The 14,313-nt window shown below is 40.8% G+C and carries 14 protein-coding genes; 4 read left to right on the top strand and 10 right to left on the bottom strand.

Annotation, left to right across the window (positions count from 1 at the left end; all coding sequences use genetic code 11):
* Nucleotides 1-148: 148 nt before the first annotated feature.
* Entirely contained in the window at nucleotides 149-2,428 is a 2,280-nt protein-coding gene (locus ACSLUF_RS00725) for an inorganic phosphate transporter (protein WP_435624219.1), read from the top strand.
* 11 nt (nucleotides 2,429-2,439) lie between these two features.
* Here the strand turns inward: ACSLUF_RS00725 and nadD are convergent, their stop codons facing one another.
* The 6 genes from nadD to ACSLUF_RS00695 form a co-directional block, all read right to left on the bottom strand.
* The gene (gene nadD / locus ACSLUF_RS00720; protein WP_435624218.1) at nucleotides 2,440-3,027 is read right to left on the bottom strand and encodes a nicotinate (nicotinamide) nucleotide adenylyltransferase; all 588 of its coding nucleotides are present in this window, start codon (nucleotides 3,025-3,027) and stop codon (nucleotides 2,440-2,442) included.
* A gap of 5 nt (nucleotides 3,028-3,032) precedes the next feature.
* Nucleotides 3,033-3,623: a guanylate kinase gene (gmk, locus tag ACSLUF_RS00715; protein WP_435624217.1), complete on the bottom strand. Its 591-nt coding sequence runs from the start codon at nucleotides 3,621-3,623 to the stop codon at nucleotides 3,033-3,035.
* Entirely contained in the window at nucleotides 3,620-4,477 is an 858-nt protein-coding gene (locus tag ACSLUF_RS00710; protein WP_435624216.1) for a YicC/YloC family endoribonuclease, read from the bottom strand. Before ACSLUF_RS00710 ends, gmk begins: the two co-directional genes overlap by 4 nt.
* 88 nt (nucleotides 4,478-4,565) lie before the next feature.
* Nucleotides 4,566-5,324, bottom strand: a complete 759-nt coding sequence (locus ACSLUF_RS00705; protein WP_435624215.1) for a 3-keto-disaccharide hydrolase — start codon at nucleotides 5,322-5,324, stop codon at nucleotides 4,566-4,568.
* Between the two features lies 1 nt (nucleotide 5,325).
* Nucleotides 5,326-6,078, bottom strand: a complete 753-nt coding sequence (locus tag ACSLUF_RS00700; RefSeq protein ID WP_435624214.1) for a 3-keto-disaccharide hydrolase — start codon at nucleotides 6,076-6,078, stop codon at nucleotides 5,326-5,328.
* The gene (locus ACSLUF_RS00695; protein WP_435624213.1) at nucleotides 6,075-7,127 is read right to left on the bottom strand and encodes a sugar phosphate isomerase/epimerase family protein; all 1,053 of its coding nucleotides are present in this window, start codon (nucleotides 7,125-7,127) and stop codon (nucleotides 6,075-6,077) included. The genes ACSLUF_RS00700 and ACSLUF_RS00695 overlap by 4 nt, the downstream gene beginning before the upstream one ends.
* A 229-nt stretch (nucleotides 7,128-7,356) precedes the next feature.
* On the opposite strand from ACSLUF_RS00695, the gene ACSLUF_RS00690 reads away from it, so the two are divergent.
* Nucleotides 7,357-7,821, top strand: a complete 465-nt coding sequence (locus tag ACSLUF_RS00690; protein WP_435624212.1) for an ASCH domain-containing protein — start codon at nucleotides 7,357-7,359, stop codon at nucleotides 7,819-7,821.
* A gap of 51 nt (nucleotides 7,822-7,872) precedes the next feature.
* Here ACSLUF_RS00690 and ACSLUF_RS00685 read toward each other — a convergent pair whose 3' ends face one another.
* Genes ACSLUF_RS00685 through ACSLUF_RS00670 form a run of 4 tightly spaced genes read right to left on the bottom strand, consistent with a single transcriptional unit; the run spans nucleotide 7,873 to nucleotide 11,718 of the window.
* Nucleotides 7,873-9,009: a Gfo/Idh/MocA family protein gene (locus ACSLUF_RS00685; RefSeq protein WP_435624211.1), complete on the bottom strand. Its 1,137-nt coding sequence runs from the start codon at nucleotides 9,007-9,009 to the stop codon at nucleotides 7,873-7,875.
* Nucleotides 9,010-9,014: 5 nt separating this feature from the next.
* Nucleotides 9,015-10,241, bottom strand: coding sequence for a nucleoside permease (locus ACSLUF_RS00680; RefSeq protein ID WP_435624210.1), 1,227 nt, complete (start codon nucleotides 10,239-10,241; stop codon nucleotides 9,015-9,017).
* 21 nt (nucleotides 10,242-10,262) lie between these two features.
* Nucleotides 10,263-10,706: a DinB family protein gene (locus ACSLUF_RS00675; RefSeq protein ID WP_435624209.1), complete on the bottom strand. Its 444-nt coding sequence runs from the start codon at nucleotides 10,704-10,706 to the stop codon at nucleotides 10,263-10,265.
* A 16-nt stretch (nucleotides 10,707-10,722) separates the two neighbouring features.
* On the bottom strand, nucleotides 10,723-11,718 hold the full coding sequence (locus ACSLUF_RS00670; protein ID WP_435624208.1) for a sugar phosphate isomerase/epimerase family protein: 996 nt from the start codon (nucleotides 11,716-11,718) through the stop codon (nucleotides 10,723-10,725).
* A gap of 137 nt (nucleotides 11,719-11,855) precedes the next feature.
* Between ACSLUF_RS00670 and ACSLUF_RS00665 the strand changes: the two genes are divergently transcribed.
* Together ACSLUF_RS00665 and ACSLUF_RS00660 are read left to right on the top strand one after the other, a co-directional pair.
* Entirely contained in the window at nucleotides 11,856-13,574 is a 1,719-nt protein-coding gene (locus ACSLUF_RS00665) for a GMC oxidoreductase (RefSeq protein ID WP_435624207.1), read from the top strand.
* Nucleotides 13,574-14,227 (top strand): gluconate 2-dehydrogenase subunit 3 family protein, encoded by a 654-nt coding sequence (locus ACSLUF_RS00660; RefSeq protein WP_435624206.1) that lies wholly within the window; start codon nucleotides 13,574-13,576, stop codon nucleotides 14,225-14,227. The genes ACSLUF_RS00665 and ACSLUF_RS00660 overlap by 1 nt, the downstream gene beginning before the upstream one ends.
* Nucleotides 14,228-14,313: the final 86 nt, after the last annotated feature.

Here is a 14,313-nt window from a genome sequence, read left to right as displayed (position 1 = left end):
TCCTTGAATTTTGGCGAAGATATACCAAAAGATAAATGTGCTATGGTTCCAGCAAAATAAATCCCAAGTTTTCTACGAAATTTGGTAACATTTTATTAACCTTTGTCCAGATTTATAGTGGCATTTTTGTCATATTTCAAATTTTAGGATGGGGGAAAACATCTACATTTTCATGGTAATCGCTCTTGCGATACTCGCCATAACCGATTTGGTGGTAGGGGTTAGCAACGATGCGGTCAACTTTTTGAATTCGGCCATAGGTTCCAAAGCCATTTCGTTTCGCACCATTATGATTGTAGCGAGTGTAGGTATCGCTTTCGGTGCCATGTCCTCCAGTGGAATGATGGAGGTGGCCCGAAAAGGTATTTTTAATCCAGGGGAATTTGTATTTGCCGAAATCATGTTCATTTTCATGGCAGTGATGATCACGGACATTCTCTTGCTTGATTTTTTCAATACCCTGGGGATGCCAACGTCAACTACCGTATCCATTGTATTTGAACTGTTGGGTGCTTCTGTGGCTATCTCATTAATTAAGATTATCAATCTAGATGGTGGATTCTCCGACCTTGGGGCATACATCAATACAGATAAAGCTGGACAGATTATTTTTGGCATTCTGTTATCTGTCTTCATCGCCTTTACTATTGGTGCTATCGTACAGTTCATTTCCCGACTGCTTATTTCATTCGATTATAAGAACAAATCCAAGTGGGTTGAGGCCATTTTTGGCGGTTTGGCCATCACGGCTATCGAGTATTTTATTTTGGTTAAAGGCTTAAGAAGTGCTGATTTGTTCAACGGAGCACTCACAGATTTTGCCGCTAGTAGAACTGAGATTTTTACGCTGGTCAATTTTGTGGTTTGGACCTTGGTATCCTGGGTTTTGGCACATTTTTTTAATAAAAACATTTACCGATTGGTCATTGGGCTTGGGACTTTTGCCTTGGCTATGGCTTTCGCTGGAAACGATTTGGTAAACTTTATTGGAGTACCAATTGCCGCCCTTCAATCCTTTCAAGATTGGAGTGTCTCAGGGATAGACCCATCTCAATTTACCATGAGTGGTTTGTCTGCAGCGGTTCGTACCCCTACCTTGTTGCTTCTTCTTTCGGGAGCGATTATGGTGGTAACGCTTTGGTTTTCTTCCAAGGCAAAAAGCGTAGTAAAAACCAGTGTGGATTTGTCTCGTCAAGATGAGGGTGAAGAACGTTTTCAACCTAATTTTCTTTCTAGACAAATTGTGAAATTCAGTATTGCAGCCTCTGAAAATCTGATAAAGGTTATTCCGCCTTCTATCCGGAAAATAACGGATAAGCAGTTCACTATACCATATGAGTATGTTCCAAAAAGTAAAGTTCAAGACTTGCCTGCTTTTGACATGGTTCGAGCCTCGGTTAACTTAATGGTGGCAAGTGTACTTATTTCCATTGCCACCTCAATGAAACTACCCTTGTCCACAACCTATGTAACCTTTATGGTGGCCATGGGTACTTCCTTGGCGGATAGGGCTTGGGGAGCGGAAAGTGCGGTATATCGTGTTGCAGGAGTTCTGAATGTCATTGGAGGTTGGTTTTTTACGGCCTTGTGTGCTTTTACCGCTGCCGCTATCATCGCCTATCTTTTACATTTGGGCAAATTGGTTTCTTTGATTCTACTGCTTGTGGCAACTGCGGTCATTTTACTAAGAAACTATATGTCGCACAACAGAAAAACCAAGGTAATCAAAGCGGAGGATAGTCTGAGAAGAGCAGAGAGTAGTTCCATTCAAGGGGTTATTGAAGAAAGTGCGGACAACATTGGGAACATGATTAAGCGTAGTAACAGAATCTATACCAATTCCATCAATGGTCTGGCAAGACATGACATTGAGATATTGAAAAAGAATCGCAAGGGGGTTGAAAAGATTTCCCGTGAAATAGACGACTTAAAGAACAACGTATTCTATTTCATTAAAAATTTGGATGAATCCAGTGTGGGCGGTGCCAGTAATTTCTATATCAATCTACTGGGGCTATTGCAAGACATATCCCAATCTCTTGAATATATTTCTACCCTAGGGCACAAACATGTGCACAACAATCACAAGAAATTAAAATATACACAGATCAAAGAGCTAAAGGAACTTGATATTACGCTAGAAGATCTTTTAAGTAATACCCAAGGAATCTTTCAATCCAGAAATTTTGGACAAATAGAATCTATTCTGAGACAACGGGAAGATTTATTCAATATGGTTTCGGATAAGATTGAAAAGCAAGTTGCTCGTACACGTACTGAAGAATCCAGTCCTAAGAATACCACTTTATACTTCTCACTTCTGACTGAAACTAAAGACTTGGTAAAATCCACCTTAAAGTTGTTGGAACTTTACTATAGTGAGCATGATAGTACAGTGGAACCCGCTAGAATAGAAAAAAGCGGATAAAACTGGTTAGTCTATTTTCTGTAGAAGTTCATTTCGTCCATATATTTCCAAACTTTCTCAGGAAGTAGGGGTCTCACATTTTTACCCAAACCATGTTCTCTTCTGATAAAGGAAGATGAAATCTCCATAATAGGCGCATCGACTTGACGAATCTTGGGATGATCCAATAATTTTGATACGGTCTTTCCTTCAGATATTCTAGGATACACGAAAATCTCATGATTTTCAAGAATAACCTCATAGTTCTTCCATTTATGGAAGCTTTTTAGATTGTCCTCACCCATAATCAAGGCAAAGCGATGTGTACCTAGGTATTCTTCATACAAATAGGTAAGCGTATTGATGGTATAATTGGGTTGGGGTAGATTAAATTCTATTTTACTCGGCTTTAGCTTAGGATAGTCTGCCAACGCTTCATACACCATCTGATAACGATGATGGTTGTCAAGCAAAGATTGATTGGTTTTAAAAGGACTTTGCGGAGTTATCACAAACCAGACCTCATCCAAATCCGAGAACTCGACCATGTGGTTGGCCAAGACCAAATGTCCTATGTGAATAGGATTGAAAGTTCCAAAAAACAATCCGATTCGCTTCATGTCATCTACTCTTCTTCCGATTGAGCTTGAACGAACTCAGCCACCAGTTTATGGGATTCCTCAAAGGCCTTGTCCAAATCGTAGTTTTTAATCACTTTATCAAATTGGGGAGCGGTTGCCAACTCCACGGAGGCTTTTGCCACCCTCATGTTGATTTTGTCCTCACTCTCCGTGCTTCGTTTTTTGAGTCGGATTTTCAGCTCATCGACACTGGGCGGTTTTACAAAAACGGCCAAGGTTTCGTTTGGAAACTTTTTCTTGATGCGTAATCCACCTACCACGTCAATATCAAATATTACATTCTTTCCTTCCGCCCAAAGACGCTCTACCTCACTCTTCAAGGTGCCATAAAAATTGTCTCGATACACCTCTTCCCATTCCAAAAAATCGTCATTTTTAATATGTTGTTTGAATTCTTTGGTGGATATGAAGTAATAATTGACCCCATCTCTCTCTTCTCCCCTTGGAGGCCTTGAGGTAGCGGAAACAGAAAAGGCCAAATTGAGTTCGGGCTGTTTTAAAAGATGTCTTACAATGGTGGTTTTTCCACTACCTGAAGGTGCCGAAAAAATAATGAGTTTTCCGCCCTTGCTCATAGTACATTCAACATTTGTTCCTTAATCTTCTCCAACTCATCTTTCATTTGAACCACCAATTGTTGCATAGGAGCATAATTGGCCTTAGACCCTATAGTATTGATTTCCCTTCCGATTTCCTGTGCAATAAACCCTAATTTTTTTCCATTGGAATCCTCAGAATGCAAGGTGGTATCAAAGTATTCCAAATGATTGGCCAATCGTACTTTTTCCTCAGTGATATCGTATTTCTCCAAATAGTAAATAAGCTCTTGTTCAAATCGATTCGAGTCCACCTCAACTTTAAGTTCGGATAAGGCCCTATTTAAACGCTCTCTTATGGTATGCTGACGTTCAGGGTCAATTTTTTTTATGTCCTCTAGCAAGCTACCCAAAGTTTTTAGTCGGAGTTTAAAATCAGCTTCCAAAACACTTCCCTCCTTTTGACGAAAGCTATTTATTTTCAACAAGGCTTCTCGCATGGCTTCCTTTATGGATTCGTATTCCCTTTCATCAATATCATCCTTATCGCTGCGAAGGGTATCGGGCATGCGCAATGCCAATTCCAAGAGCTTAATGGGTTCTCCATCTGTTATGGAACCCAACTGCTCCATATATTTTTTTACTACGCCTTGATTGATTTCTGAAGTGGTTTCTTCTCCTGTGATTTCCACATAAAGCCCTAAATCTACTTTACCTCTGGAAAGGCCATCGGCAATCATTTTTCTCAATTCCAGTTCTTTCTCGCGATATATTTGCGGGATTCTGGTATTTATATCCAGATTTTTACTATTCAATGACTTTATTTCAACGGTAATTTTTTTGGAAGGAAGCTGTACCACGTGCTTTCCAAAGCCTGTCATGGACTGAATCATGTGGAGTAATGAATTTTGACAAAGGTAACCAAAATAGCCTACGCCCTTTCTGTTTAAAAAAAGACCTTAAAAATATTGGTTAAGCAAACTATTCCAGTTCCCTTACCCAGATATTCCGATAGCTCACCCTGCTATTATCCCTATGGTCTTGAAGCATTAAGGGTGCTTTTCCGTGCGCTTCATATTTAGGCCAACCTATATATTTAATGGTCCCTTCGATTTCAAAATGGTCTTGGACCAAAACTCCGTTGTGAATTACGGTAACTGTGGCGGGTTCAGCGATATTTCCTCCTTTGGTAAACTTGGGAGCATGAAAAATGATATCATACCTATTCCATTCCCCAGTGGGTACGGAAGCCATGGCCAATGGAACTCCCTGCTTGTATACCGAACCTACTTGACCATTCACGTAAGTCGGATTATCATTGTTATCCAAAATCTGGACTTCATAGCGTTGCTGAATAAATACCCCACTATTGGCTCGGTTTTGACCTTCCCTTTGGATTTCGCTCGGAGATTTCCATTCCAAATGCAGTTGGAAGCTTCCAAAATTTCGCTTGGTCTGAATATTTCCTGTTTTATCTTTAACGGTCATACTCCCGTCCTTGTTCAGATGCCATTTCACATCAGTACTGTCAACAGAACTAATCCATTGTTCAAAATTACTGCCATCAAAAAGTACGATGGCGTCACTGGGAGGCGCTCCATTCTTTCCTGGGGTAACCTTTGGAGGGACAGGCTCATAGAATTCGGTGGCTTCCGGCGTAGTGGGTTCTTTTTCCTGACCTTTTACAAAACCAATAATCAAAATTAACGCTGCGAAAAAGGTGAATACTTGTTTGGACATCTTACAATTCTTTAATCTTAATATTTCTATATCCGATTACAATAGGCTCTCCATGATCTTGCAATACAATCTTTCCAGTTTTATATTTTCCGAAGGCTTCCCAATCGGCAAACTTTGACTCCGCCACCATGGCATCCCAAGCTTCCCCATTAACGGGAAATTCGGTAATCTTTGTTCCATTCAATACCACGTTTCCTTCATTGGTATCATGATTTATTGTAATTAAGTAATGATTCCATTCCCCAACCGGTTTTACCACATCTTGAGCTGGAGATACCATATCGTAGAGGGCTCCTGCCTGATGGCTAGTCCCATTCTTCGCATCTGGATGTGATACGTTATCCAAAACCTGTATCTCAGGTCCCGTAAGATAGGGTTCGTTATATTTTTCATCCTCAACTACGCCCCACATAATACCGCTATTGGCTCCACTGTTCACCATCCATTCTATGGAAAGTACAAAATTGGTATACTCCTTATCGGTTATCATGTTGAAACGTTCTCCGTCCTTTCGGGCTTCGGAAATCTTGTTTAATAGCATAGCTCCGTCTTGTAGGGACCACGCTTTTTCGATCTCTCGCCCGGAGTACACATGCCATCCATCCCAGGAGGTGCCATCAAACAAAATGGTCCATTCCGATTCTTTTTCAGTGGAAACTTCAGGTGTTTCCTGTTCTTCAGTAGATTCCACTTTTGGTTTTTCTTTACATGAAAAGGCCAAGATCAAAACTAGAAGCAAACTTATTTTTTTCATAATCCAAGTATTCTTTTAAGCTTATCGGTATCCGTGTCCGCGCCTGCAAAGTCATCAAAAGTCTTTGTGGTCGCCTCAATAATATGGTCAGCAATAAACTTAGCTCCTTCCCGAGCTCCTTGTTCTGGACTCTTTATGCAACATTCCCATTCCATTACCGCCCAAACATCGCAGCCATATTGGGTCAGTTTGGAAAAAATGGTCTTAAAGTCAATTTGCCCATCACCCAAGGAACGATAACGTCCAGCTCGGTCTCCCCAGTCGTTATAACCGCCGAAGGCTCCTTTTTTTCCTGTAGGATTAAACTCTGAATCCTTTACGTGGAACGATTTGATGAATTCATGATAGTGATCAATGTAGGTGATGTAGTCCAATTGCTGAAGTACAAAATGGCTTGGGTCGTATAGTATATTTACCCGTTTATGGTTGCCTGTTGCTTCCAAGAAGCGTTCAAAGGTATCGCCATCATGCAAATCTTCACCAGGGTGTATCTCATAACACACATCCACCCCTTCTTCGTCAAAATGATTCAAAATGGGCATCCATCGATTTGCCAATTCCTCAAAACCCATTTCTACCAATCCAGGAGGTCTTTGAGGCCAAGGATGAGCAGTATGCCAAAGTAGGGCACCAGAAAATGTGGCGTGGGCACTTATCCCCAGCCTTCTGCTGGCAGTAGCTGCTTTTTTAACCGTTTCAATTGCCCATTGTGTTCTTTCTTTAGGTTTCCCTTTCAAATGGTCGGGAGCAAAATTATCGAACATAATATCGTAGGCAGGATGTACCGCTACCAACTGTCCCTGAAGATGTGTGGAAAGTTCTGTAATCTCCAGCCCATACGAATTGATTTTTCCCTTGAGTTCATCACAATAGTCCTGACTTTCGGCTGCCTTATCCAAGTCGATAAGAAATGATTCCCATGTTGGAATTTGGATTCCTTTATACCCTAAATCGGAAGCCCATTTACATAACCCATCCAAACTATTAAATGGTGCTTCACTGTCTACAAATTGGGCAAGAAAAACAGCAGGTCCTTTTATTGTTTTCATATTGGTCAAATTATGATTCAGAGATTACTTTGTTTCTCTGTTCAAGAAATTAGATGAATCAACGCTTATTTTACAGGAAGGTTAAATATAGCCATTCAATTAGAATTAAAATAGCTCTAATACTGTTGAATTTTTGTTTCTCCGTTCTTTCTTAATGCTTCAATTGGTTATCTTAGGACCTTTAACAGCATGAACCCAAATTTTATCCTTATTCAAAATTCTAACTTTAATGGAAAATGCTTCCGCCCAAGAATTGTGGACTGACTTTCTAAATTCTGAGTCAAACTCTTTCACCGAGGGTACTCCCAAAGTCATTCATTTTTGCGACAATGAAAAAGATGCCAATATCTGTTCGGAATTGGTCGACAAGGAAATCAAACGTGCCTCATCCCATTCTTTGCTGGGGATGCAGCTGCGGAAAGAGGTGCTTCCCAAAATCGGTGACTTAGCCATTGTAACCGATTGGAAGGGTGTCGCCCAAAGTATTATCCGCACCACTTCGGTTCGTCTCATTCCTTATTTTGCCATCCGGGAAGAACATGCCCGTATGGAAGGTGAAGGAGATAAGAGCTTGGCGTATTGGAAAAAAGTGCACTGGGATTATTACACTCGAGAACTTGCAGAGTTTGGTAAAGTGCCTAGGGAAAGCATGATTGTGGTCTTTGAGCAGTTTGAGAAACTGTATTCAAAATAAAAAGGCCGAATACATTCAACCTTCATACCAATATCAATATAGGGACAGCTCTTAATCCAGTTCTATCCAGATATTTCCTTGCTTGTTTGATTCTACTGTACTTTCAATGAAGTTAAGACCTCGAACACCGTCCAACATGGTTGGAAATTCTCCATCATTGTAAGCTTCGCCTCGAATAGCCTTTGCCACACCCAGATAAATATTGGCCATCGCATCAAATATTCCTTCTGGATGCCCTGGTGGTAATTTAGTACCATCTAAAGACAATTCTGAATTATAGGCATGCCCAGGTTTGTAAACCTGTAGGGGTTCTGTATCACTTAGTTTGTACAAAAAATTTGGGTTTTCCTGCTCCCATCGGAATGCCCCCTTTTCACCATAAATGGCAATCGCCAACCCATTTTCTTCTCCCGTTGCCACCTGACTACTTCGAATCACACCTTTGACGTGTTGGTCCATCCGTATCAAAACCGTGCCATCCACGTCCATTTGATTATCATCATACAAATAGTTGAAATCGCATAGTAAAGATTTCACCTGTAGCCCTGTGGTAAATTCAATCATATTAAAGGCATGGACTCCAATATCTCCCATACAGGAACTGATTCCCGCCTTTTTGGGGTCCAATCTCCAAACCGAAGAGCGTTTTTCCTTGTCATGGATAATGCTGTTAATCCAACCTTGGTAGTAACGGGCGTCCACCTTGTGGATTTTACCTAATTCCCCAGCTTTTATCATTTCCCGCATTTGGCGAACCATGGGGTAGCCGGTATACGTGTGGGTCACTGCGAACACCTTTTTAGCCTTGGCCAAAGTTGCCTGCAGAATTTTGGCCTCCTCATAATTGGTGGTCATTGGTTTTTCGCAGATTACATGAAACCCATTTTCTAACAGCTTTTTGGCCATGGGAAAATGCAAGAAGTTCGGAGTAAGCACGGAACAAACTTGAATGCGTTCCTCTTCTGGAAGTTTCAGCTCGGCTTCAATTAATGCATCCAAATCTGCATAAACTCGACCTGTTGGAATATCAATTTCCTTGGCAAATGCTACGCTTTCCTCATGAGCGGCATTGAACACCCCACCTGTGATTTCATAATTATCATTTATGTAAGCAGCTACACGGTGTAGCACTCCAATCAAGGAATCGCCTCCCCCACCAAGTATTCCAAGCTTAATTTTTTTTGGCATATCGATTAATCTTTATATTCTATTTTTTCGTTCTTGAATAAAAGCATGAAAAGTATCAAAACCACAAAAGCAAAAATAGCGGGGAACGTCCAAATATTGGTCCATTCATGAACGTTTTCGGAAACCAAATATGAGTCCGTAATTTTTCCAGCCACCCAGAAACCAATCAGCATACCCACACCGTAGGTAGCCAATGTGATTAGACCTTGCGCTGCACTCTTGTATTTTTCTCCAGCTTTGGAATCCGTGTAAATTTGGCCTGATACAAAGAAGAAATCATAACAAATTCCATGAAGGGCAATTCCAACAATCAACATAAAGGCCAACTCCCCCGCATCTCCAAAAGCAAACAACAAATATCTTACGGTCCAGGCCAACATCCCTGCCAAAATGGTCATCTTGAAACCAAACTTCTTGAAAAAGAACGGCAATAACAACATGAAAAGTACTTCCGAAATCTGTCCGATGGTCATTTTCCCAGCTGGATTTGACACTCCAATCTCCCCTAAGAACTGGCCTGCGTGTTGGTAGTAAAAGGCCAGTGGGATACATATCAGTACCGACGCGATGAAAAATATCAAGAAGTTCCTATCCTTTAACAGCTTTAGGGCTTCCAATCCTAGGATATCTGAAATCGTTACTTTATCATCCTTGGAAGATTTTGGAGGCGTTTTAGGTAAAGTAAAACTAAAAACTCCCAATAAGGCTGATGCTCCTGCTACCATTAAAAAGGTATTTTTCAAAAGCCCTTCCTGAACCCCTGCTTCGCTATCCCATCCGAAGAAACTAATAGCAAGTCCTGCCACAATCCAACCTATAGTTCCAAACACACGAACAAAGGCAAATTCTTTAGAAGGGTCTTTCATTTGGTTAAAGGCTACAGAATTCACCAAAGCCAAGGTTGGCATATACGCAATCATATAGCCGTAGACATAAGGAATGAAAACCGAAATGTCCGAGGCGTTAGCCAACTGATACATGATAAAGGCTCCAATCAAATGCAATATTCCGAGCACTTTTTCTGCATTAAAATATCGGTCACATATCAGTCCAATAATAAATGGAGCAATAATAGCTCCCCAAGATTGGCTTGAGTATGCACTAGCTATTTCCACACCACTTGCATTCAAGGTATTTGGCAAATAAATGCCCATGGTGACAAACCATCCGCCCCAAATGAAAAATTCTAGGAACATCATGAAGGACAGCTGAAATTTTGCTATTGAATTCATATAAATAGTACGTTAGTTGATTTATCTTTTGTAAAAAATGTAATCCAACGGTATTGGTTCTATTTTAGAGGCTCTAAGGTCCGCCAAAATTTGCCCTCGGTGGTGTGTCGCATGATTCACTATATGAAATAGGATATCTTTTATTTCGTTGCCATAAGCTCTTCCCTCGGTGCTTACATAATCAATTCGTCTGTTGAAATCATCTGTATTGGTGATAATTTCAAACGAGGTTCGTTGGTTGTCATAATGGATATCATTCCATGCCTTGGGCTTGTGTTTTTCCCATACTTCAAATTCTGGTGAAGTATCTAAAATCCTATGATTCCAAACGTGATGGGCATTCAAGATATGATTGAACAGTTCAACACTCTTTTTGGGCAACTTATCCATTTGGTCAAATTGCTCTATCAATTGCTTGTTGCAATAGAAGTTGTAGTCAAAAAGTTGTTGTAAAAATCCCTTCATACACTTTTGGAATGGTTCACATGGATTGTCCCGTCACCTTTAAAAGTAATTCTTTAGTGGCTAAAATACCTTCGGCTTCCCCTAGCTCATCCCCTTCATATTCCACCCCAACGTATCCGGTGTATCCAGCATCGCTCACAATCTTCATCATTCGAGCGTAGTCCGTATTCGTTTCATTTCCTTCTTGATCAAAATCATGCGACTTTGCACTAACAGCTTTGGCATACGGCATTAACTCTTGAATTCCTTGGTATCTATCATATTCCTCTATGCAAGCCGAGGAGAAATACGAACCATCCTCACGTTTTACACAGAAGTTACCAAAATCAGGTAGGGTACCACAATTAGGTAGGTCCACTTGTTTTATCACATCCACCAACATCTGCGCGTGAGATGAAAAACCACCATGGTTCTCGACAATTACATTGATGTTTTTGGTTTTGGCATAATTGGATAATTGTGTAAGTCCATCAACGGACGCAGTGGTCCATTCTTCGGCAACCTTACTCCCCATCAAATTGACTCTAACAGAATGGCATCCCAATTCAGCTGCTGCATCCACCCACTTAAAATGGTTTTCGACGGCGGCCTTTCTTTCCATCTCATCTGCTGCTGAAAGGTCTCCCTCATGATCAATCATGATAATCAAATTTTCCAAACCGTGCTTCTTACTTTCGGCCTTAGATCTTTGCACAAAATGTTGCATGGCTTCTTCAGAAAAACCTTTTGTATTGGGTTCGTTCTCGTAGAGTTGATTTACATATTCCAGGCCGGTAAAACCCCATTCTTTTGCCTTGGAAGCAAACATATAAGGATCCATTCCTTCCTCCTTTATCATCCTATGGATAGACCATTGGGCCAAAGACAATTTTAACATGGGTGCAGTTTTAACCTCTTCTTTTGTCACCACCTCTTCTTTTTCCTTTTGTTTGGGCTTGCAAGAATGTATTCCAAATACGGATATGGCCACTCCCACTTGAAGGGTCCCTTGAACAAAATCTCTTCGCTTCATATAGTTGGATTGTTGAATCTTTAAAGGAATAGAAAAACTACAACGTTATAGTATCATATTCTCAATAAACATAGGGTTTAAATGTAGAAAATTAATTTAATAATTAATACATTTATGGAATAAACAATTCGGAATACATGAGTAAGTTTTATTACAATGAAGAACAGGAATCTTATGATGCCATAGTCGTAGGAACTGGGATTAGTGGAGGCTGGGCAGCAAAGGAACTCTGCGAAAATGGTTTGAAGACTTTGGTATTGGAGCGAGGAAGAATGGTAAAGCACAGGGAAGATTATCCAACTGCCAATATGGATCCTTGGGATTTTCCTAATGCAGGTGAAGCCACATTGGAAGATCTAGCGAAGCAAGAAAAACAAGCTAGAACAGGTTATACCGTAAAGAAGGCTTCCCAGCATTGGTTTGTAAATGATTTGGAACATCCATACAATGAAGTAAAGCGCTTTGACTGGATGCGAGGATATCATGTGGGTGGGCGCTCTATTATGTGGGGACGCCATAGTTATAGGTGGAGTGAAATGGATTTCGAAGCCAACGGCAAGGAAGGTGTTGCCGTGGATTGGCCAGTACGATATAAAGATATCGCTCCTTGGTACGATAAAGTCGAATCTTATATTGGGGTATCAGGAGAATTGTTGGGACTTCCCCAACTTCCAGATGGGAAATTTGAGCCCATGATGGAACTTAACTGCGTAGAGGATTTTGTTCGTGGAAAAGTTGCGGAACATTTTGATGGCCGAGTAATAACGGCAGGAAGGGTAGCTCATATTAACAGTGACAAACGTTTTGAAGGGGATGGAAGGGTTCGTTGTCAATACAGAAACCGTTGTGTTCGTGGATGTCCATTTGGAGCATACTTTAGTAGTGTTTCATCTACTCTGCCGGCCGCGGAAAGAACGGGAAATATGACTTTAAGACCTGATTCCATTGTGCATGAAGTCATTTATGATCCAAATACCAAAAAGGCTACTGGTGTCAAAGTAATAGATAGACTTACCAAAGAAGAATTTGAATTTAAGGCCAAAGTGATTTTCCTATGCGCTTCCGCAGTGGCCTCAACCTCTATATTAATGCAGTCTAAATCGGACCGTTTTCCAGATGGATTGGGCAACGATAGTGGGGAGTTGGGTCATAACCTTATGGACCACCACTTTAAAGCCGGAGCTGAAGGAAAAATGGATGGTTTTGATGATAAATATTACAAAGGCAGAAAACCTAACGGCATTTACATTCCTAGATTCCGAAATATAGGCGGGTCGAGCAATATGAAGAATTTTACCAGAGGGTATGGTTATCAGGGAGGAGCCGGAAGAGATAACTATGAAGATTTAGTGGCCGAGGCATCTTTTGGAAAAGAACTAAAAGAAGGTATTTTGAAGCCGGGGGGCTGGACGATGAACATGCTTGGTTTTGGTGAAATACTTCCTTACCATGAAAACAAAATGACCCTGGATTACGACAAAAAGGACCAATGGGGATTGCCTACGGTTACCTTTGATGCCGAAATTAAGGAGAACGAGCTTGAAATGCGAAAAGACATGCAAGAGCAAGCCGCTGCCATGTTAGAGAAATCTGGAGCTAGGGATATAGAAACCTATGATGAAACCTATGCCTTGGGTCTGGGTATCCATGAGATGGGTACCGCACGAATGGGTCGCAATCCAAAAACGTCGGTATTAAATGGATTCAACCAAGTACACGCTTGTAAGAATGTGTATGTTACCGATGGTGCCTTTATGACCTCTGCCAGTTGTGTTAACCCATCCCTAACCTATATGGCATTTACCGCTAGAGCAGCTAATCATGCTGCACAAGAACTTAAAAAAGGAAATATCTGATGGAAAGAAGAAAAGCACTTAAAAATATGGGGATGGCCTTTGGCTATAGCTTAGCAGCTCCCACATTAATTGGATTGGTCCAAAGTTGTAACTCAAAAAAAGTTCTGGACTGGGCTCCACAGTTTATGACTCAGGATGAAGGTGTTGGCTTGCATACCCTTGTGGATATTATTCTGCCCAAAACAGATACTCCTTCCGCAACGGAGATGAACGTTCATGTATTCATAGATCAGTTCGCCAAAGATGTGCTTCCTCCGGAGCATCAGGATTTTTTAAAGTTGGGAATGGACAAATTTTTCGGAAAAGTTCTTTCAGATACCCAAAAAGAAAGTTTAGCTGAATTGAATGAAGAGGATTTCACCCCTGCTTTGAGCACCTATTTAAAGAAACGGACCAAAGATGTGGAAGAAGCTCATGATAAGGCCATCGGAGAATATTTCATGGCTATTGAACAAAATGGCAGTGCTGTGTTGGACGACGAGATTGCACGATACATGTTCGCAAATTCAGTTAGGGACATTTCAGTATGGGCTTATAAAAACTCTGAGTACGTTGGCGAGGAGGTATTGGCTTATCTACCTATTCCAGGTCAGTATGTGCCCTGTGATACAACTGAAGCCCTTACAGAAGGAAAGGCATGGTCCTTATCCTAAAAAGGATACTTTAAGATTTAAAAAAAGTCCTTCGTTTGAAGGACTTTTTTATTTTCAGACATAAAAAACACCCCGGAAGTTTGTTT

This window comes from Flagellimonas sp., assembly GCF_965601775.1.
GTDB lineage: Bacteria > Bacteroidota > Bacteroidia > Flavobacteriales > Flavobacteriaceae > Flagellimonas.
The sequence above is the reverse complement of the archived record's forward strand: the minus strand, read 5'-3'. Positions and strand labels throughout refer to the sequence as shown.

Excerpts from the sequence above, each read along its gene's own strand:
- ACSLUF_RS00660 (WP_435624206.1), top strand. The coding sequence starts at position 13,574 with ATGGAAAGAAGAAAAGCACTTAAAAATATGGGGATGGCCTTTGGCTAT.
- ACSLUF_RS00700 (WP_435624214.1), bottom strand. The coding sequence starts at position 6,078 with ATGAAAAAAATAAGTTTGCTTCTAGTTTTGATCTTGGCCTTTTCATGT.
- ACSLUF_RS00680 (WP_435624210.1), bottom strand. The coding sequence starts at position 10,241 with ATGAATTCAATAGCAAAATTTCAGCTGTCCTTCATGATGTTCCTAGAA.
- ACSLUF_RS00685 (WP_435624211.1), bottom strand. The coding sequence starts at position 9,009 with ATGCCAAAAAAAATTAAGCTTGGAATACTTGGTGGGGGAGGCGATTCC.
- ACSLUF_RS00665 (WP_435624207.1), top strand. The coding sequence starts at position 11,856 with ATGAGTAAGTTTTATTACAATGAAGAACAGGAATCTTATGATGCCATA.
- gmk (WP_435624217.1), bottom strand. The coding sequence starts at position 3,623 with ATGAGCAAGGGCGGAAAACTCATTATTTTTTCGGCACCTTCAGGTAGT.
- ACSLUF_RS00690 (WP_435624212.1), top strand. The coding sequence starts at position 7,357 with ATGGAAAATGCTTCCGCCCAAGAATTGTGGACTGACTTTCTAAATTCT.
- ACSLUF_RS00725 (WP_435624219.1), top strand. The coding sequence starts at position 149 with ATGGGGGAAAACATCTACATTTTCATGGTAATCGCTCTTGCGATACTC.
- ACSLUF_RS00705 (WP_435624215.1), bottom strand. The coding sequence starts at position 5,324 with ATGTCCAAACAAGTATTCACCTTTTTCGCAGCGTTAATTTTGATTATT.
- nadD (WP_435624218.1), bottom strand. The coding sequence starts at position 3,027 with ATGAAGCGAATCGGATTGTTTTTTGGAACTTTCAATCCTATTCACATA.
- ACSLUF_RS00670 (WP_435624208.1), bottom strand. The coding sequence starts at position 11,718 with ATGAAGCGAAGAGATTTTGTTCAAGGGACCCTTCAAGTGGGAGTGGCC.
- ACSLUF_RS00710 (WP_435624216.1), bottom strand. The coding sequence starts at position 4,477 with ATGATTCAGTCCATGACAGGCTTTGGAAAGCACGTGGTACAGCTTCCT.
- ACSLUF_RS00695 (WP_435624213.1), bottom strand. The coding sequence starts at position 7,127 with ATGAAAACAATAAAAGGACCTGCTGTTTTTCTTGCCCAATTTGTAGAC.
- ACSLUF_RS00675 (WP_435624209.1), bottom strand. The coding sequence starts at position 10,706 with ATGAAGGGATTTTTACAACAACTTTTTGACTACAACTTCTATTGCAAC.